The 19,367-nt window shown below is 47.7% G+C and carries 17 protein-coding genes; 12 read left to right on the forward strand and 5 right to left on the reverse strand.

What is annotated here, in order from left to right; translation table 11 throughout:
- Positions 1 to 12: 12 nt before the first annotated feature.
- Together porN (F0P94_RS14145) and porN (F0P94_RS14150) are read left to right on the forward strand one after the other, a co-directional pair.
- Positions 13 to 867, forward strand: a complete 855-nt coding sequence (gene porN, locus F0P94_RS14145; protein ID WP_150904543.1) for a type IX secretion system ring subunit PorN/GldN — start codon at positions 13 to 15, stop codon at positions 865 to 867.
- A 420-nt stretch (positions 868 to 1,287) separates the two neighbouring features.
- Positions 1,288 to 2,142 carry a type IX secretion system ring subunit PorN/GldN gene (gene porN, locus F0P94_RS14150; protein WP_150904544.1) on the forward strand — a complete coding sequence of 285 codons (855 nt, stop codon included), beginning with the start codon at positions 1,288 to 1,290 and terminating at the stop codon, positions 2,140 to 2,142.
- Positions 2,143 to 2,258: 116 nt separating this feature from the next.
- Here porN (F0P94_RS14150) and uvrC read toward each other — a convergent pair whose 3' ends face one another.
- Genes uvrC through porW form a run of 3 tightly spaced genes read right to left on the reverse strand, consistent with a single transcriptional unit; the run spans position 2,259 to position 9,029 of the window.
- Positions 2,259 to 4,061 (reverse strand): excinuclease ABC subunit UvrC, encoded by a 1,803-nt coding sequence (uvrC, locus tag F0P94_RS14155; protein ID WP_150904545.1) that lies wholly within the window; start codon positions 4,059 to 4,061, stop codon positions 2,259 to 2,261.
- A 6-nt stretch (positions 4,062 to 4,067) separates the two neighbouring features.
- Entirely contained in the window at positions 4,068 to 6,371 is a 2,304-nt protein-coding gene (locus F0P94_RS14160; RefSeq protein WP_150904546.1) for a penicillin-binding protein 1A, read from the reverse strand.
- On the reverse strand, positions 6,372 to 9,029 hold the full coding sequence (gene porW / locus F0P94_RS14165) for a type IX secretion system periplasmic lipoprotein PorW/SprE (protein ID WP_150904547.1): 2,658 nt from the start codon (positions 9,027 to 9,029) through the stop codon (positions 6,372 to 6,374).
- A 238-nt stretch (positions 9,030 to 9,267) separates the two neighbouring features.
- Between porW and F0P94_RS14170 the strand changes: the two genes are divergently transcribed.
- From F0P94_RS14170 to F0P94_RS14215, 10 genes are all read left to right on the forward strand, one after another.
- Positions 9,268 to 9,504 carry an AtpZ/AtpI family protein gene (locus F0P94_RS14170; RefSeq protein WP_150904548.1) on the forward strand — a complete coding sequence of 79 codons (237 nt, stop codon included), beginning with the start codon at positions 9,268 to 9,270 and terminating at the stop codon, positions 9,502 to 9,504.
- A gap of 10 nt (positions 9,505 to 9,514) precedes the next feature.
- Positions 9,515 to 9,898, forward strand: coding sequence for a hypothetical protein (locus F0P94_RS14175; protein WP_150904549.1), 384 nt, complete (start codon positions 9,515 to 9,517; stop codon positions 9,896 to 9,898).
- Positions 9,899 to 9,942: 44 nt separating this feature from the next.
- Positions 9,943 to 11,028 carry a F0F1 ATP synthase subunit A gene (gene atpB / locus F0P94_RS14180; RefSeq protein WP_150904550.1) on the forward strand — a complete coding sequence of 362 codons (1,086 nt, stop codon included), beginning with the start codon at positions 9,943 to 9,945 and terminating at the stop codon, positions 11,026 to 11,028.
- Positions 11,029 to 11,067: 39 nt separating this feature from the next.
- Positions 11,068 to 11,331, forward strand: coding sequence for an ATP synthase F0 subunit C (gene atpE, locus F0P94_RS14185; RefSeq protein ID WP_191907051.1), 264 nt, complete (start codon positions 11,068 to 11,070; stop codon positions 11,329 to 11,331).
- A gap of 164 nt (positions 11,332 to 11,495) precedes the next feature.
- Positions 11,496 to 11,990: a F0F1 ATP synthase subunit B gene (locus F0P94_RS14190; protein ID WP_150904551.1), complete on the forward strand. Its 495-nt coding sequence runs from the start codon at positions 11,496 to 11,498 to the stop codon at positions 11,988 to 11,990.
- A 128-nt stretch (positions 11,991 to 12,118) separates the two neighbouring features.
- Positions 12,119 to 12,676: an ATP synthase F1 subunit delta gene (atpH, locus tag F0P94_RS14195; protein ID WP_150904552.1), complete on the forward strand. Its 558-nt coding sequence runs from the start codon at positions 12,119 to 12,121 to the stop codon at positions 12,674 to 12,676.
- Positions 12,677 to 12,678: 2 nt separating this feature from the next.
- Positions 12,679 to 14,253 (forward strand): F0F1 ATP synthase subunit alpha, encoded by a 1,575-nt coding sequence (atpA, locus tag F0P94_RS14200; RefSeq protein WP_150904553.1) that lies wholly within the window; start codon positions 12,679 to 12,681, stop codon positions 14,251 to 14,253.
- A 232-nt stretch (positions 14,254 to 14,485) separates the two neighbouring features.
- Complete coding sequence (atpG, locus tag F0P94_RS14205) at positions 14,486 to 15,379, forward strand: ATP synthase F1 subunit gamma (RefSeq protein ID WP_150904554.1); 894 nt, start codon at positions 14,486 to 14,488, stop codon at positions 15,377 to 15,379.
- Between the two features lie 140 nt (positions 15,380 to 15,519).
- Entirely contained in the window at positions 15,520 to 16,041 is a 522-nt protein-coding gene (locus F0P94_RS14210; protein WP_150904555.1) for a hypothetical protein, read from the forward strand.
- Positions 16,042 to 16,188: 147 nt separating this feature from the next.
- Positions 16,189 to 17,283 (forward strand): hypothetical protein, encoded by a 1,095-nt coding sequence (locus F0P94_RS14215; protein ID WP_150904556.1) that lies wholly within the window; start codon positions 16,189 to 16,191, stop codon positions 17,281 to 17,283.
- Positions 17,284 to 17,342: 59 nt separating this feature from the next.
- Here F0P94_RS14215 and F0P94_RS14220 read toward each other — a convergent pair whose 3' ends face one another.
- The gene (locus F0P94_RS14220) at positions 17,343 to 17,873 is read right to left on the reverse strand and encodes a hypothetical protein (RefSeq protein ID WP_150904557.1); all 531 of its coding nucleotides are present in this window, start codon (positions 17,871 to 17,873) and stop codon (positions 17,343 to 17,345) included.
- Positions 17,874 to 17,968: 95 nt separating this feature from the next.
- Entirely contained in the window at positions 17,969 to 19,228 is a 1,260-nt protein-coding gene (locus tag F0P94_RS14225) for a ribonuclease D (RefSeq protein ID WP_150904558.1), read from the reverse strand.
- Positions 19,229 to 19,367: the final 139 nt, after the last annotated feature.

Below are 19,367 nucleotides of genomic sequence, written 5' to 3' on the forward strand. Positions count from 1 at the left end.
CGTAATATTATTATGAACACTTTAAAAATTTTAGGCTTAGGTGTAGCAATGACTCTGTCTCTGGGTGCTTTTGCCCAGGAACAATCTACCACAGCTGCCAGCAATCCGTCAGCCAGACCAATTCCGGAATCTGACATGATGTACCGCAAAACGGTATGGCGTACGATCGATTTGCGGGAAAAGCAGAATAAGCCTTTTTTTGCGGATGGCCGTCAGATTACAAAGGTTATTATTGATGCTGTTCAGAGAGGTGAGTTACCGATCTACAAGAACGACTCTCTTACTACAACCTTAACCCAGCAGGAGTTTACATCCAACATGACCATGGTTAATGAAGGAGCTGAGCTTTCTGCTGAGGAAAAAGCAATGGGCTTCGATGCACCAGCAGCCGGATCTGATGATTGGGGTGGCGATGCAGGAGCCGCGGCTGCACCAACCGGTCCTGAACTTTACTTTGCCAAGGATCTATACCAGCTGGAAATGAAGGAGGATGCTATTTTTGATAAGAAGCGTTCCCGGATGTACCACGACATAAAGTCTCTGACTTTGGTTGTACCAGCTTCTTTGAAGTCTAACGTTAAAGGCCGCGATATTCCGGTTGGTACTTTTAAGTACAGCGACCTGGTTAAAGTTTTCCGTGATCACCCGAATGAGGCGTTATGGTATAACCCGCGCAACGATGCACAGCATAAAAACCTGGCAGATGCATTCGATCTGAGACTTTTCAGCTCGTTCATTACCAAGATCTCTAACCCGGATAATTCTAGCCTGGAAGATATTTATGGTGGCCCAATGCAGGGTATTTTAGCAGCGCAAACTGCCGCTGAACAAATGATCGAGTACGAATACAACCTTTGGAGCTTCTAAAAGCTTCGTATGGATAATAAAAAAGGAAACCTGACCGGGTTTCCTTTTTTTATGCCTATACATGAACATAGCACTAGGTTTTAGAAGGCTTAGGGAAGTAAAGGTTAACGAACCGGAATTCTCTAAATAGTAAATAGCTTAAATAAAATAAAAGCTATCTATACTATCAAAACAAGGGGCAGCGTTTTATAAAAGAAGCCGGCGCCAATGCTTCATTTTTTCTAATTAGCAGGCAGAATTCTTTCTGCCTTTCCTTTTCATTCCGGATCCTGAATTTAAGCTGCCAGGCAGCTTAGGCATTTAGAGAATGCTGCTACTTCAGAGATCCTCTCCGCTGCAATTCCACTTTAATTGTGGAAGGTTAATGCTGCTGCTATGTTTCAGGAGTGTATACTCCTTTACTACCAATCTTCTTAAATTATGAAAAAAACAATTCTAGCGAGTTTAGTCGCCTGCTTTTGCGTTGGTTTTAATCTCGTAGCGCAAACGCCAACATTCTCCACTTCCGAAAGCGTTCAACCGGATCGTATTCCCTCAAAGGATATGATGTATAAGAAAACCGTTTGGCGAACCATTGATCTACGGGAAAAGCAGAACAAACCCCTTTTTGCCTTCAATAATGAGATAACCAAAATTCTTGTTGAAGCGGTAAGGAGAGGGGATCTGCCGGTTTACAAAAATGATTCGCTTATTTCCAGGCTTTCTTCAAAAGAGTTCTTTGCCAATATGACCATGGTAGAAGAAGGGAATGAGCCCTCCCCGGAGGAGATTCGACTTGGATTCACCCGGCAGGAAGATGATGATTGGAAAAGGTTTGCTTCTGCCAATGTGAATTCCAATGAAACAAAAGCTAACGAATTTCTACCCAGAGAGCTTTACCTGCTTGAAATTAAGGAGGATGCAATTTTTGATAAGAAGCGTTCCCGGATGTATCATGAGATCCAGAGTTTAACCCTTATCGTGCCGGCTTCCTTGAAAACCAATTTACGGAACCGCGATATTATCGTGGGTAGTTTTAAGTATGTCGATCTGGTAAAAGTTTTTCATTTATACAAAGCTGATGCGTTTTGGATAAATCCGCGGAATGATGCTGAGAATAAGAATCTGGCGGAAGCGTTTGAATTGCGCTTGTTCAGCTCGTTTATTACCAAGGTTTCTAATCCGGATAACGCCAGTTTAGAAGACCTCTATAAAGGACCGGGACAAGGGTTATTAGCTTCCCAACAAAAGGCTGATAAAATGCTGGAGTTTGAATACAATTTGTGGAGCTTTTAATGTGAAAAATAAAAAAGGAACTCAACGGTTCCTTTTTTATTTGCCTCTAACTTGTAAATGGTATTATTTAAGCGGAAAAATTGCCAGTGATTTTTTAGAATGGGAGCCTGAAAACGCTAGGAATTCTGACCAGAAAAGTAATTCTGAATTATAGTGGCTTTGTGCTTGCCGACTTCTGCCGCCAGTTCATCGAAAGTCAGTTCTTTTATTTTCTTCACCGATTTATACTTTAAAAGCAGCTTTTCGGCCGTAGCTGCCCCTAAACCTTTGATATCGGTAATTTCGGTTTTGAGGGTGCCGGCATCACGGCGGCTCCGGTGAAACGTAATGGCAAATCGGTGGGCTTCGTTCCGGATGCGCTGTATAAGCCGGAGCGATTCAGATTTTTTATCGATGTACAAAGGAAGGTTATCGCCAGGGTAAAAGATCTCTTCCAGTCTTTTGGCAATACCCACCACCGGAATTCTTCCCCACAAATCAAGGTCTTTCAACGCCTTTACAGCCATACCTAACTGCCCTTTGCCGCCATCTATAATAATAAGCTGGGGGAGGGGAGCCGCTTCGTCTAAAAGCCTTTTGTAACGCCGCGTTACGATCTCGTACATGGAGGCAAAGTCGTCGGGTCCAACCACGGTTTTGATGTGGAAGTGCCGGTAATCTTTTTTGGAAGGCTTGGCATTCTTAAAGCAAACCATGGAGGCAACCGGATTATCGCCTTGGAAGTTCGAGTTGTCAAAGCATTCGATGTGACGGGGCAACTCGGTAAGCTTTAGGTCCTTTTTCATGGTTTCCATGATGCGGAGCTCGTTACTGTCCTTATTCTTTTCCTGAGTGCTTTCCTTTTCCTTGCGGAGGTATAAAACGTTCTTCAGGGACAAATCCAAGAGTTTCCGTTTGTCGCCGATCTGCGGAACCGTAACGGTAACGTTGTTAAGGGGAAGTTTTACCTCGATGTTGGTCAGGATTTCCCTGGAATCGCTTTCAAATTCATGCCGCAGCTGCACGATTATCGTAGCCAGGATCTCCTCATCGGTTTCTTCCAGCTTCTTGTGAACTTCCAGCGATTGGGTTTGAATAATGGCGCCGTTCACGACTTTTAAATAGTTCAGGAAGGCGCATTTTTCGTTCGAGGTAATTGAGAAAACATCGATGTTGGTGAGCATATTGCTTACCACCGTCGATTTTGCCTGGAAAGAATCGAGCAGGTCGAGCTTTTGCTTGAAGGCATGCGCCTGCTCGAACTGGAATTCCTGGGCGGCCAGCGTCATTTTCTCTTTGAAGAAATTTTTAGCAATGGCCAGGTTCCCAGAAAGAATGTTGCGGATCTGGAGAATGTGCTGGTTATAGCTTTCTTCGTCGTAGAGGTTTTCGCAAGGACCTTTGCAGTTGCCGATATGGTACTCCAGACAAACCCGGAACTTACCGGCCAGAATATTTTCCGGAGAAAGGTTGTAGGTGCAGGTACGAAGCGGATACAAAGCCCGGATGAGGTCCAGTACCACGTTCATGGCCGTAACGCTGGCATAAGGCCCGAAGTACCGGGAACCGTCGTTGATCTTGTTGCGGGTACTGATCACGCGGGGGAAACGCTCGTTTACGATGCAGATATAGGGGTACGTCTTGCCGTCCTTCAGCAGGATGTTGTATTTGGGCTGATACTGCTTTATCAGGTTATTCTCCAGCAGGAAAGCATCCGCTTCCGTATCGACAATGGTAAACTCGATGTTGCGGATGCGGGAGATCAGCTGCCGGGTTTTGTTGTTGTGCTGCGTCGATTTATTGAAATAGCTGCTGACCCGCTTCCGGATGTCCACGGCTTTTCCCACGTAAATGATACCGTTTTCATCGAAGAATTTATAGATGCCCGGCCGGTTCGGCAAGTGCTTCAGTTTTTCTTTAATACTATCGGAAGCAGGCATACAGGCTTATATTTCTTCGCTTATTTTTCCGTGATCGGGCAGTTGCAGGATCTGGTCCTGATTCAGGGAATCGCCAAGGCCGCCGTTATTGTAGCGGCTGCAGTCTATTTCTACTGATAAGGGCTGGGCAGGTTTCGTAAATGGTGCTTTGGATACGCTCAGGGTTTTATCGGCATACACTTTCTGCATGAATTTACCGTAGATCGGCATGGCAAGTTTATTTCCCTGTCCGTAGGCAGCGCTCCGGAAGTGAATGCTGCGGTCTTCACCGCCAACCCAGGTACCGGCAACCAGGTCCGGGGTAATGCCCATAAACCAGGCATCGGAATAGTTGGAAGTCGTTCCCGTTTTGGCGGCAATCTCGTTTTTCAGCCCGTTCCGAACCCGAAGGCCATAGTAGGAGGTACCGCCTCTTTCATCAGCGGAGCCTTGCAGCAGGTGCAGCATGAGGTAAGCATTCTCTTCGCTGATGGCTTCTACCGTTTTCGGGTAATATTCCAGCAGTACGTTTCCGTTCTTATCTTCAATACGAGTAATGAAAACCGGTTCGGTCCATACGCCTTTGTTGGCAAACGTGCCGTAAGCGCCCACCATTTCATATACGTTCACATCGCTGGAACCCAGCGCCAGGGCCGGTACCGCTTCCAGGGGAGAAGTAATGCCCAGGCGATGGGCATACGCTACCACCGCTTCCGGCGAAAGCTTCTTCATCAGGAAGGCCGTAATGGAGTTAATGGAAAGCGCCAGAGCCCGGCGTAAAGTGTATTTATTGCCGCTGAAGTTGCCGTCGGAGTTTTTAGGCGTCCAGCTTTGGCCATTGGCGTTGGTAAAGGTTACGGGGGCATCTATAATTTCGTAGCAGGGCGAATACCCGTTCTCGATGGCCGCGCCGTATACAAAAGGCTTAAAGATAGAGCCCGGTTGCCGGCGGCCCTGCTTTACCTGGTCATATTTAAAGTATTTGTAGTTGTTGCCGCCTACCCAGACTTTAATGTGGCCGTTGAGCGGGTTCATGGCCATAAAGCCGGTCCGCAGGAAGTTCTTGTAATACCTGAGCGAGTCCATCGGGCTCATGGTCACTTCTTTCTCTTCCTGAGCATTGTCCCAGGTAAAGACCTTCATTTTTATTTTCTTGTTCAGGTAAAAATTGATCGAGTCTTCGTTACCCTCAAAACGGTTATGCAGGCTCCGGTACCGGTCGGTGCGCTTCATGGCAATTTGCAGAAAGTCTTTGATCTCTTTTCCGTTCTCATCGGTCCAGGGGTTGCGGCCTTTCCAGTACTGGTCAAAAAGCTTTTGCTGGGCTTTCATGTGCTCTTTTACTGCGGCTTCGGCTTTTTCCTGCATGCGGGAATCGATGGTAGTATAAATCCGCAGGCCGTCGGCGTAAAGGTCGTGGCCGGTTTCTTTGCACCATTTCAGCAGGAATTTGCTGGCTTCGGCCCGGAAGTAAGGGGCAATGCCTTTGTTCTGGTTTTCTACGCTGTAGGTGAGTTTTATGGGCGTTTTAGCTAGCGTTTCATACCCATTCTGATCCAGGAAATGGTATTTCACCATCTGGGCAAGCACGGTATTGCGGCGGCGCAGGGCGTGGTGCGGGTTAATAACCGGGCTGTAATACGATTGCGCCTTGAGCATACCCACCAGCAAAGCCGATTCCTGAAGCTCCAGGTTCTGCGGCGTTTTGTTGAAGTAGGTTTTAGCGGCCGTTTTTATACCGAAAGCGTTGCTTCCGAAATCCACCGTGTTCAGGTACATGGTCATGATCTCTTTCTTGGAATAGTTGCGCTCCAGTTTTATAGACATGATCCATTCCTTCGTTTTAACGATCAGTTTCCGGAAACCCGGCACATCGCTCAGCAAACCGTTGTTCAAATCGGAGCGGGTACGGAAAAGGTTTTTGGCCAGCTGCTGGGTAATGGTACTGGAACCCCGGTCTTTGCCCTGCAACTGGTAAAGGAGAATGGCGAACGTGCCTTTAAAATCGATACCCGAATGCTCTTCAAAACGAACGTCTTCGGTCGCGATCAGGGCGTCGACCAGGTTTTGCGGCAACTCCTCATACGTAACCGGGGAACGGTTCTCGCGGAAATATTTACCCATGAGCACATTGTCTACCGAGTAAACTTCCGAAGCCAGTTCGCTTTTCGGGTTCTCTAAGGTTTTAAGATCCGGCAGATCGCCAAAGAGGTTCAGGAAATTGATGCTTACGGCAAAAACGTAAAGCACTAAAGCAAGAATACCACCCGCAAAGATCGTCCAGAGGGAGATAATTATCGGCTGGTATTTTTTTGAAGGTACTGATGACATTTATTTCTGGTAATTTTTGCGGTAAAAGGCCAGGTATTCTTCCAGGTTGTTTGCCTTGTAGAAAAGCGGGAAGTTTTCGGCCGATATTACAAAGGTACTAAAATCTGAGCCGCGAAGCTTGCCGAGCGGGGCTTGCGGGGCTTTTTGTTTTATGGCATAGCTCTGCACCCTTCTGGCATCCGGAAAACCTCTGATAACTAAAAGTTCCAGGGAATCGCCGAGCAGATAAGGCGTTTGCGTTAATTTATCGGACTGGTTATACTTTGCATTATAATCCGAGTAAAGCGTCTGTATCTTGTCGAAAGCCTTGTTGCCTATGGGGTAAGCAATTACAAAAAAGTGCGGGGCCGCCGTATTCAGCGTGTAATTCACGGCCGGAGCCGGCGGGGTTTCCTTTGCCGTTGGCGGGGCTACCGGTGCTTGCTCTTCCGGTTTAGGAGGTTTATAGGCCAGTTCGCCCGATTCGTAGGCCTGAATGGCGGCCAGGATTTCCTGAGCCTTTGGCACCAATGGGCTGCTCGGGTAGTTCTGAATGAACTGGCTAGCAGCTTCTTTGTATGCTAACGGTTTCTGAGTGCGGCCAACGAGTAAAACGTCGAGCAGGGCAATTTTATCGCTTATCTCGTTTTGCGGGTACTGTTTCTGAATGGAGGCGCTCAGAGCAATTGCTTCTTTGTATTTCTCCTGCTCAAAGAAGGTATAAGCCGAATCGTAGAGGAAACGGACTTTCAGGTTTTCAGCGGCGCTGCGGGCAATAAAGTCCGGTTCGTCCAGCAGGCGGGCAAAAGAAGATTTCGGAAATTCGGCTTTTATGCGGGCCGCATATTCCGAAGCGCGCGGATCGTTGGCCTGGGAATACAGCAGGTACAGGTTGTAGTAAACTTCGGCCGCGTATTTGGTATTCGGGTTGCGTGCCAGTAATTTCTCGAAGGTTTCGGCTGCCCGCATAGGCTCCCGGAGTTGCTGGTTATAAATATTGCCCAGTTTGTACAAAGCAGTTTGAAGGCTGTCTTCGGCTTTCTGAAGCTGTTCCGGTTTAAAAGGAATGTCTTTCAGGAAGGCTTCGCGCCAGGCAATCGCCGGATCAGGTTTAGTGGCCTCAGCTTTAGCTTCGGCGGCGGCAACTTCATCAGGCGTCTGGTTCTGCAGGTTTGGCCCGGCAGCAGCAGCGGCCGAACGGCGCCAGTTATCCTGCAGTTTACGGTTGCCCCATTTCCGGATAAATTCGTTGCGGGCATTGGCTACCAGCGTCGGGTTATCGAAATACCAGCCGGCGCCCTGCGGGTTGGTCTGGCCCGAACCCGGCATGGGCTGGTTAAAGGTATTGTTCTGACCGCCGCTTTGCTGGCCGGCTATTAAAGCAGCTTCCTGACGGGCAGCTTCTTCTTCAGCTTTTTTCTTCTGAACGGCAATGTAGCGGTTAACCCGGGCGTTCAGGGCTGCCGTGTCCAGTTTAGCCAGGGTAATTAAGCTGTCCTGGGTTTCTACGGTGGTCAGGTAATTGGTGAATTCGGTTAATACGTCGCGGCGCTCTACTACGGCCTGGTATTCCGGAGCGGTAGGAGGCAGGGTGTGGGAAGTGCTGTCGTAGTAAGCTTGGGCTAAGCGGTAGTTCTGCTTGTTCTCGTAATAGATCTGGCCGGCCAGTAAATAGGAGTAGCCTTTTTGCGAGGTGTTGGTGGTAGAGCTTTTAGTGGAAAGCGCTAAGTTGGTTAAGGCTTTGTCGTAGTTTTTCTGCTTCAGCTCGAATTTGGCCATTTCGTAATAGATCTTATCCCGGTATTCCAGGTTTTTCTGATCTTTCAGCAATTTGGCGTAATACTTCTCGATCCGTTTGCGGTCGCTGGTGTTGGAAAGTTCGGTTACCTGCCCAAGGTTCAGCTTGGAATAAAAGCCCAGTTCGTAAGGCGGATTACGGCGAAGGATCTTGTTGTATTGCGCATAAGCCTTTTTATCCTGACCGGTAAGCTGGTAGTATTGCGCCAGAATAAACCTTACGCGGCTTTTGTCGTCTTTTTTCCCGATAAGCGGTACGGCATGTTCCAGGTTCTCGATGATCTTTGGCAGCTCGTTCGACAGGGTATAATACTGAGCGCGGGTAAGGTAGTAAAGCGCCGCATTTTCCTTATTCAGCCGTTCTTTTTTAATGAAATCCGATACCGCTATGGCATTGTCGTTTTCTCCCAGTTTCAGGTAGCTCCGCATGAGCCAGACAAGCGCCAGCTGCCGTTCGTGCACATCTTTGCTCGTGGTATTTACATACTTGAAAGTCTTGATCGCGTCTTCGTAATCTTCTTTATAATAGCGCGCTTTGCCTAAGAGAATATAACTGTCGTCTACCCACTTGCTGCTGCCGTGGCGCTGGATCGGGAAGGAAGCTTTTTTAATGACATCTTCCAGCATAGGGCCAATGGCCGCGGCGGAAGTTTCGTTCGGAGCAGGAATAATGACCAGGGGCCGGTTATAATCATACACCATGGCGGTGGCGATCTGGGCCTCGGCCTCTTTCATTTTCTCACGCGCCAGGAAAAAACCGTTATCCCGCGCCGCCAAATTGTGGTACGCCTTACCAATCGGGTTCTTCTCGCTGGCACAGCCGGCCAATACCAGCACAAAGGCTAATACACTATATAATATATAAGGACGAAATTGGCTCAAGGTCAATCGGGTTTGGTACGTAAGATGGAACAGCCGGGGCTACGGGATACAACGAGAATACCGCCGGTTTTGGTACGTTAGCCGGGAAAGCCCCACACAAAAATATAGGTTTTTATTCGCAAACACCTATCGTTTTCCCGGAAGTTCAGTTTTTTACGTACACGCCTGAGCCGCACTGTATAAATAAATGGTATAGTTACGGCCGGAAAAACTATTTTTGCACTTACATTACTACCTTATGGCAACAGGAGAAGATAACCGGCAGGAAAATGAGCAGAAAGCAACCAATGCTTTTGTGCGTTATTCGGGCATGGCTTTTCAGATGATCGCGGTTTTGCTGGCGGCGGCTTACGGCGGCCGGTGGCTCGACGATAAGGTTGGGAACGAGCAGCCCTGGTTTACCCTGGTGTTGCTCCTGATCGGGGTGGTAGCGTCTATGTACTTAATAATAAAAACGGTAACCAAACAGTCTTAAAAACCATTACGTGAGCTTTACCCGCAAACTGCTTATTATCACCGCCGTGATCTCCCTTTTGATCGGCCTTTTAATTTACACCACCGGCTTTAAAGTAGTGCATCCGTTTATCTGGTACATGTTGCTCTTTTTTGTGTTCGTAACCGCCTTTACGTTCTTTATTACTAAAAAAGGGTATGAAGAAGACGAGGGGAATTTCCAGTTGTATTATTTCGGTTCCATGGCTTTCCGGGTAATCATGTGCCTGGCGGTGGTATTTTTGTATGTTATCTTCGTGGATGAAAGGCACTTGCAGTTTGCCTTCAACTTCTTTGCTTTGTATTTTATTTTTACCGGGTTTGAAATCTATTGCATTTTGACTAACTTGCGCCCGATTTCAAAAAAGCAGTTATAGGGTGTTTTGCCCTGGTGCTGAGTTTGGCTTATAAATATCTCTTAATGAAGAAGTTATTTGCTTTATTGCTAGTAGTGTTCTCTTTTACCTCTTTCGCTTCTGCTGCTGCCGAAGAGGGCGAACCGTTCAATCCCGGTGAAATGATCACCCACCACATCGGCGATGATTACACCTGGCATTTTGCCGACGGCCTGGTCCTGAACCTGCCGGTGATCCTTTACGGAGAGAAAGGATTAGATGTATTTTCGGCCGGAAACTTTTATAACGAAAACCATGACGTGGTTCCTTACAACGGTTACGTAATGGAGCACGGCCACATTTATTACGATAACGGACAAGGACACCCGCGCACCGAAACGGTAGACGGGAAAGAAAAGCACGTTGGCCCGCTGGATTTTTCCATCACCAAGAACGTGGCTTCCCTGCTTATAAGCGCCGTGTTGCTGCTGGGCATATTCTTTACCATTGCCGGCCGCTACAAAAAGACTCATGGTCGCGCACCTTACGGTATTCAGTCTTTCTTTGAGCCGATCATTATTTTTGTGCGCGACGAGATCGCCAAACCGAACATCGGTCCGAAATACGAGCGCTTTGTACCTTATCTGCTCACGATCTTCTTCTTTATCTGGTTCAACAACCTTTTAGGTCTGATCCCAGGCGGCGCTAACTTAACCGGAAACATTGCCGTTACCATGATGCTGGCTTTGTTTACGCTCATCGTAACGCTGGCGAGCTCCAATAAAAACTACTGGGCGCACATATTCAAAACTCCCGGCGTTCCGATCCCGCTTTTAATAATCATGATCCCGATTGAGCTGGTAGGTATTTTAACCAAGCCTTTCTCCCTGATGGTTCGTCTTTTTGCAAACATCACGGCCGGTCACATCATTATCCTGAGCTTGTTCTCCCTGATCTTTATTTTTGAAAGCATTGCTGTTGGCCCGATCTCGGTAGCCTTCGCGATCTTCATGAACTTCCTGGAGCTGTTCGTAGCTTTATTGCAGGCTTATGTGTTCACCCTGCTTTCGGCCATGTACTTTGGCGGCGCGGTAGAAGAGCACGACCATGTAGAAGATATGGGCTTCGGCGACGGTGCACATGCTTTAACCACGCCGGTAGCGGCACACTAATTCGTTTTTTCTTTTTTTAACTATATATTTTAAACCATTATGTTGTTAACATTATTGTTGCAAGCAATTTCAGATTCAGGTATGGGTCTTGCTATCATGGGTGCCGGTATCGGTGCTGGTTTAGTAGCTTTAGCTGCTGGTCTTGGTATCGGTCGTATCGGTGGTTCCGCTATGGAAGCTATCGCTCGTCAGCCTGAGGCTTCTGGCAAAATCCAGACTGCAATGATCATTGCTGCTGCTCTTATCGAGGGTGTTGCCCTGTTCGGTGTAGTAGTGTGTCTGCTGATCTCTTTCAAAGGCTAATTCGCTTTTAAAAGAAAAATTACAGGAACTGTTTCCCGGCGATTGGCCGGGAAACAGACCTCCTGAACCAAGTTGAAAAAAGAATTAAAGTTTCGCATAAAAATTGGCTAAGCCGCAAAACGATAGCGTTTTAAAGCAAAAAACCCGATAAACTGTAAATTAAGATGGATTTAGTAACCCCTGGTATTGGTTTAATTTTCTGGCAGACAATCACTTTCCTGATCGTATTATTCCTGCTTTCCAAATTTGCCTGGAAGCCGATCATGTCTTCGTTGCGCGAACGCGAATCTTCTATCGAAAATGCCCTGAGCATGGCCGAGAAAGCCAAGCTGGAGATGCAGGAACTGAAAGCCGGTAACGAAAAATTACTGGCCGAAGCCCGTGCCGAGCGCGACCGGATTCTGAAAGACGCTTCTGCTGCAAGCAACCAGATGATAGAAGAAGCAAAAGCGAAAGCTGCCGATGAAAGTGCCCGCATGGTAGCCGCTGCCCGCGAAGCCGTAGCCAACGAAAAACGTGCTGCTTTAACCGAGATCAAAAATTTAGCCGGCAGCCTTTCCGTAGAAATTGCCGAACAGTTACTGAAACGCGAACTGTCTGATGCCACTGCCCAGAAGCAACTGGTAAACGACTACATGAAAGAAGTAACGCTTAATTAATTTGAAAATTTGAAGATGTGAAAATTTGAAAATGATTTTCAGATTTTTCCCTTCAGATAAAAAGAAGTTTAAAAGTTGATTGCAAAAACAATCAGCAATTAACAATCAACAATTAACAATTTAAATAAATGTCAGATATCCGCGTTGCTTCCCGATATGCCAAGTCGCTGCTCGATCTCGCTATAGAGAAAGGTACGCTTGAGCAGGTACGCCAGGACATGCTGCTTTTGGATAAAACAGTTCAGCAGAACCGCGATTACCAGTTAATGCTGAAGAACCCGATCATCAAGCACGATAAGAAGCTGGCTATTTTAAAAGCGATCTTCGACGGTAAGGTTTCCCCGATGACTTCTTTGTTTCTGGAGATCGTTACCAAAAAGCACCGTGAAGCCGTGCTGGAATCGATGCCGAAAGAATTCGAGAACCAGTATAACCTGAAAATGAACATTCAGCGCGCCACCATTACCACGGCTGTTCCTTTGGATGCCGCTCAGCGCGAAGAATTCAACCGCCTGGTAGCTGCCAGAACCGGCAAAACCATTCAGCTGGAAGAGAAGATCGATCCGAGCCTGATCGGCGGTTTTGTACTCACGATCGGCGATAAGCAGGTAGACGATTCCATTAAGAGCAGCCTGCAGCGGTTGCGCAATAAATTTAACGATAACTCATACATTTCTAAATTATAATCATGGCAGAAGTTAGACCGGATGAAGTATCCGCAATCTTAAGAGAGCAACTCTCCAATTTTAAGACAGAAGCCGAACTGGAAGAAGTAGGTACTGTACTGCAGGTTGGCGATGGCGTGGCCCGTATCTACGGCCTTTCCAAAGCCCAGTCAGGCGAGCTCCTGGAGTTCAACAACGGCTTACAGGCGCTGGTACTGAACCTTGAAGAAGATAACGTAGGTGCGGTAATGCTCGGTGACTACAGCACCGTAAAAGAAGGCGATACCGTAAAACGTACAAATAAAATTGCCTCCATTAAAGTAGGCGAAGGCATTGTAGGCCGCGTAGTAAACACCCTTGGTCAGCCGATCGATGGTAAAGGCCCTATTGCCGGCGATATGTACGATATGCCACTGGAGCGTAAAGCCCCAGGCGTAATCTACCGTCAGCCGGTAACCGAGCCAATGCAGACCGGTATCAAGGCGATCGACTCGATGATCCCGGTTGGCCGTGGCCAGCGTGAGCTTATCATCGGCGACCGTCAGACTGGTAAATCTGCCGTGGCGATCGATACCATCATTAACCAGCGTGAATTCTACGAAGCAGGCAAACCTGTATTCTGTATTTATGTAGCGGTTGGTCAGAAAGCTTCTACTATTGCTCAGGTAGTTAAATCCCTGGAAGATGGTGGTGCGATGGCCTATACCGTAGTAGTAGCTGCTGCAGCTGCCGATCCGGCGCCAATGCAGTTCTTCGCGCCGTTTACCGGTGCTGCTATCGGTGAGTTCTTCCGCGATACCGGCCGTCCGGCCCTGGTAGTTTACGATGACCTTTCCAAGCAGGCGGTTGCTTACCGCGAAGTGTCCCTGTTACTTCGTCGTCCACCAGGACGTGAGGCTTACCCAGGTGACGTATTCTACCTGCACAGCCGTTTATTAGAGCGTGCCGCGAAGATCAACGCTTCCGATGAGATCGCCCGCAACATGAACGACCTTCCGGATTCTATCAAGCATCTGGTAAAAGGTGGTGGTTCATTAACGGCCCTTCCGATTATCGAAACCCAGGCTGGTGACGTTTCTGCTTATATCCCGACGAACGTGATTTCGATTACCGACGGTCAGATCTTCCTGGAAACCAACCTCTTCAACTCTGGTATCCGTCCGGCCATTAACGTAGGTATCTCGGTATCCCGCGTAGGTGGTAACGCTCAGATCAAGTCGATGAAGAAAGTTGCCGGTACTTTGAAACTGGATCAGGCGCAGTTCCGCGAACTGGAAGCGTTTGCAAAATTCGGTTCCGACCTGGATGCTTCTACCAAGCTTACAATCGAGCGTGGCCGTCGTAACCTGGAAGTACTGAAGCAGCCGCAATTCTCTCCGGTAAAAGTAGAAGATCAGGTAGCGATGATCTATTGCTGCACCAACGGTCTGCTGGACAAAGTTCCGGTTAACGAAGTGAAGAATTTCGAGAAAGACTTCCTCCGTACCATGAATGCGCAGCATAAAGATTCTCTGAACCTGCTGAAAGCCGGTAAACTGGAAGACAGCGTAATTGCTGACATCAAGAAGGTAGCGAAAGAACTTTCTTCCCGTTACTAGGTTCGATTGTTCGATATTCGATTGTTCGATTGTTCGATTTTTCGACAATTAGAATATGGACAAGGATAAATTTAAATTAAGGTCTGTAAAAGGGTAGAGTTTCTGGTTGAAAAGCCGGAAACTTTAACCGGGACCGGAAAAAGATAAAATAGTTGCTTCTGTTAGTAGTGCTGCCGGTAGGTTATTTAAAATAGCACATTAGCACATTACATAATTAGCACATTAATTTCAGATGGCAAGTTTAAAAGAAGTTCGTAACCGGATCGTTTCCGTTCAGAGCACCCAGCAGATCACCAAAGCCATGAAAATGGTGGCGGCTGCCAAGCTCCGTCGCGCCCAGGATAGCATTATCCGGATGCGCCCGTATGCCCAGCGCCTGAACAACATCCTGACAAACCTGTCGGAGCTTACCGGCGACACGGTTTCTAACCCTTATACCACCAAGCGCGACGTAAACCGCGTTCTGATCATTGCCGTAACTTCGGATCGTGGTCTGGCCGGTGCGTTCAACAGCAACGTGATGAAAGGCGTAAACAGCCTGATTACGGAGAAGTACGCAGCGCAAATGGCAGCCGGTAATGTGGAGTTCCTGGCGATCGGTAAAAAAGGCCACGAAGCATTAGCTAAAAAAGGCTACAAGCTGAACGGCGACTATACCCACGTTTTCGCTAACCTGTCTTTCGATACGGTTCGTGTAGCAGCTGAATTCGCGATGGAAGGTTTCCGCACCGGTACTTACGACCAGGTGGAAATCGTTTACAACGAGTTCAAGAACGTAGCTACCCAGATCATCCGGAAAGAGCAGTTCCTGCCGATCGAAGAGAAACCGAAAGATGAAACCGCGAAGAACACCAACATTCCGGATTATATCTTCGAACCTTCGAAAGAAGAGATCATTCAGACCCTGATTCCGAAATCGCTGAAGATCCAGGTTTACAAAGCCGTATTGGAATCGAACGCTTCGGAGCACGGTGCTCGTATGACCGCCATGGACAAAGCAACCGATAACGCCGGTGAATTGCTGAAATCCCTGAAGCTGACTTACAACCGTTCCCGTCAGGCCGCCATTACTACCGAGATCCTCGAGATCGTAGGTGGTGCGGAAGCGCTTGCAGCCGGAAGATAGTATTAAGATTAATATTTTGCAGAGAGCCTGCTCCGGAAACGGGGCTGGCTTTTTTGTTTTTAATTTTTACGGAGGATCAGAGTAGATCTTTCTATTTTAAGATATAACAAGTTTTTGCTGAAATTGTTTACCTTGCAAATATGAAGTGGAAGTTTCTGATAATTTTTGCTTGCACTGTTTTTGCTTTGTCGAAAAGCAGTTTGCCTCTGCTGGCCCAAACGCCGGCATTAAGCTGGAGTCATGTCTATGGGAACCCAAAAGAAGAGGAGTTCGGCCATGCTTCCGTCAGGCTAAATGCTACTACTTATTTGCACGGCGGCTCCTTCCGGGTAAACACTTCGCCTCATACGAATCCTTACCTGGTTTTTACCGATTTAAACGGCAACTTTCTGGGAGATAAAGTTTATCAGAATCTGGATAATGGCATAATTACAGGACTGGCAGTAAATGAGGATGGTACTTTTGTAGCCTGCGGCCTATATACCGACTCTGTCGGAAGCGGCGCTTTGTTTTTCTTTAAAGCCGATCAAGCGGGCAATATCATCTGGCGGCGCAGCTTTACGGGGGCATTGGGAAATTACCAGAAAATATCCCGCCTGCCGGACGGCTATTTGCTCATTTCTTCCAATCAGGTAAGGCTTATTAAAACCGATTTGAATTGAAGGCAGCTTTGGGTCAGGATTTATGGCCAGCAAAGCGGAGGCCAGAGTGTCACGCCTTTGCCTGACGGCAGCTATCTGGCTTCGGGCTGGTCAACAAGGGGAGGCTCGCCGTTTGTTTCTGCCTTTCATAAGTTAAACTACTGGCTTTTGAAGCTACGGCCAAATGGCGATACCATCTTTACCAAAATCATAGGTAATACTGGGAATTTTGAAATAGGTTATGCAGCAGCGCCAACCCAGGATGGAGGTATAGCCGTAGCAGGTGCTTATGTAGCCAATGTACCGAATACCAAGCGGCAGGGACAGGTACTTAAGCTAGACAGTTTGCTGAACCTGCAGTGGGAGTTGAAAGTAATGCCTAATGGTGGAAACTATGAGTGGGGTTGCGAGTTTTTCGCCATTCAGCCTACCGTTTCAGGAGATTATGTAGTGGCAGGTCAGCATTTCCTTACCACATTTGCACAGAGCTATGTAGCCCGTATTTCTCCTCCTGCCACAGGTGGAGGTAACGCTAGTATCAATTGGTCACAATCTTTTGTACGAGGAGGTTTCAGGGAAATGTTATATGAACAGAATGGTACAGCTTTGCTAAGTGGTACATCCGGACCAAATGCTCAGATATTGGCTGTGAAAATTGATAATTTAGGTCAGCCTTACCGCCCAGACTTTTGCGCAACTCCGCCCCAGGCAAATTTCACTACGCAACTTAGACCAGATTCGCTTATCCTGTTAGGCGGCAGCGCCTCCAAATCTGGTTTGCGCTACGGGGTTATCAGCAAGTGGGAGTACCAGTTTGGGGATGGGAGCCGCTTTATAACTTACCGGGCAGCAGAAACCAAAAGAGTGGCGCACCATTACGTAATGCCGCCACAGCTTTTGTACGGCAGGCCGGTAAAGCTCATTGTAACAAATAATCTTTTCTGCACCGATACGCTTACGCTTTATCCATTCGGCGGCGGACCAACGGGTATTTCAGAAGCTACCTTACAACAGGTAGAAGTAAAACTTTACCCGCAACCCATGCTCCAAAGGGCTACGCTGGAGCTGAAGAATTACCGGGGAAAAGACAAGCTGCAACTGGAATTTACCGATCTGCTGGGAAGGAAAGTAACGGTACCACACCGGCAGGAAAAACCGGGGCAATGGCATCTGGAAAAAGGAAACTTAAGCAAAGGGATTTATTTGTACCGGGTTTTTTCTCCAAGTAAAGTAGTTGCGCAAGGAAAGCTGGCGGTACATTGATGTGCAGATTGTGATTTTTTATAAAGTAGGATAGGGGTTCTTAGCACAACCAGTCAATCTTACTTCTCCTCCACACTTTCCAGCGCCTGCACCGGAATGGTCTTCGGCAGGCATTCCAGGAAGCTGGACATTACTTTTCCGGCGGAAAAAATACCATTTTTGGGCATAAAGCCGATCTCGTAAATGTCTTTGGTGGTGGAATGACGAATATAAAGCGGAACGGTCCCCCAAGGGCCACCGGTGCCGTAGATCTCCGAAGGTTCGAAAATATAAAAGTCCTGACCGGAAAGCTTTTTGAGCTGTTCGCGGGAAACAATGCGGTACGTGAAGGTGAATTTCAACGCTTCGGTAAGCGCAATATTGGCTTCGGCAGTGGCTTTATTCAGGTCGTTATCCTGGATGTAAATATCTGAGTGGCTTTTGGCTTCGCTCGGAATCAGGTCTTTGGGTTCGAAGCGCACAATTACCAGTTCGGTTTTATCCAGATCGGCGGGCAGCCCTTTTTTAACGGTCTGGGCAAAAGATAGCGAAGCCAGGCAGCAAAGCAGGCCGGTAAACAAACATTTAAGAAACTCGGAGAATTGGATCATATCAATAATCAACCCTGCTGTAGCAGAAAGTCTTTCAGGAACTTAAACGTAAGTTTAGCGAAAACGCTTTGAATTGTGCTAAGAAAATGGTGGAATTAATATAAAGAAAAGTTAATCAGGCTATAATCCAACCCATTTTCTTCGCAGGCCTGCGCAATTAAACGGTCCTGCCACTGCCGCAAATACTTTTTGGTACCCAAATCGGCCAGTTCGGGCAGCAGCTTTTCAGACAAAAATAAATTTACAATGGGCAGGCCGTAGACCAGTACCAGGCGTTTCTTTACCTCCATGAGCAGCTGTTTCCGTTCGTTGCGAAGCCAGCCTTTGTAATCGATCATGCTCCGCTCAAAGGCTTTGTACCGGTTCTCGATTTCCCGGTAGGGCAAGGAAGGAGCAGGCATTTCGGCAGCGGTAAGCCGGGCGAGTTCAGCCAGGTTGTTTTCGCGCCGCATGGCCGGGTGAATGCCCCTGAAAGATTCCCATTTTTCCAGGGTGCGCGCCGGGTTCCGCACCAGTTCGCACAGCACATCGTTGGGGAAGAGCTGGAAAGGCGGCTTGTTCATTTTCTTCGCCAGGCTTTCGCGGAAATACCAGACCTCGGCAAACCGGGGAAGCAAATGCGGGTAAATGCGGTTTTTCTGGGCCAGCTTCAGGAATGGTTGCGGGTCGCTCAGGAATTTTATTCTTTCCAAAGCGCGGCATTCTTCCAGCGCCCATTCCCAGCGCCCGGCGGCTTCGAGTTCCTGCTGCAGCAAATGCTTTACCCGGTGCAGGTAGATCACATCTTTGGCGGCGTAGAGTATTTGCGATTCGGTAAGCGGGCGCGTGATCCAGTTGGAGGATTGTTCGCCTTTTTCCAGATCTACGTCGAGGTAATGCTTTATCAGGTTTTTAAGCGAGATGCTGTTTTCTGAATGACCCAGCATGCGGTACAAAATACTGGTGTCCATTACGTTCTTCAGGTGGCAGTTATACACCTCGCTCAGCACCATCAGATCGTTCCAGCTGCTGTGAAAGATCTTGATCAGGCCTTCATTTTCGAAGATCTTCAGCAGCGGTTCAATTTTATTGTTTAAAGAAACCGTATCGATTATAAATACGCTTTCGCCGTCGAAAACCTGTACCAGACTCAGTGTACGGCCATAGAAATAGCGCATATCGTCGAATTCGAGGTCGAAAGCCAGTTCGGTGTGCTTGCTCAGGATCTGGCAGGCTTCCTGCAGTTCCTGGGGAGTAGTTACCAGCCGGATCGGGAAGCCGGTATCGTTGAAGCCTGTAAAAGGGTGCAGCCCCGAAACAGGGCCGTTCAGTTTATGCTGGTTAGCGGCGGAAAAGAAATCGCCTAATTGGGTCATAGCATTCGGTTAATGCCTTAAAGGTAAGAAGTTTTACGGGTTTTGTTTTCAAACGGAAGCCTTTAACAAATAATTAAATGTGGGAGAAAAGTGCGAAGGCGGTTCAGCAAGCGGGCAGGTCTTCGTATCTTTGCAGCCG

This window comes from Adhaeribacter soli (assembly GCF_008727925.1).
GTDB lineage: Bacteria > Bacteroidota > Bacteroidia > Cytophagales > Hymenobacteraceae > Adhaeribacter_A > Adhaeribacter_A soli.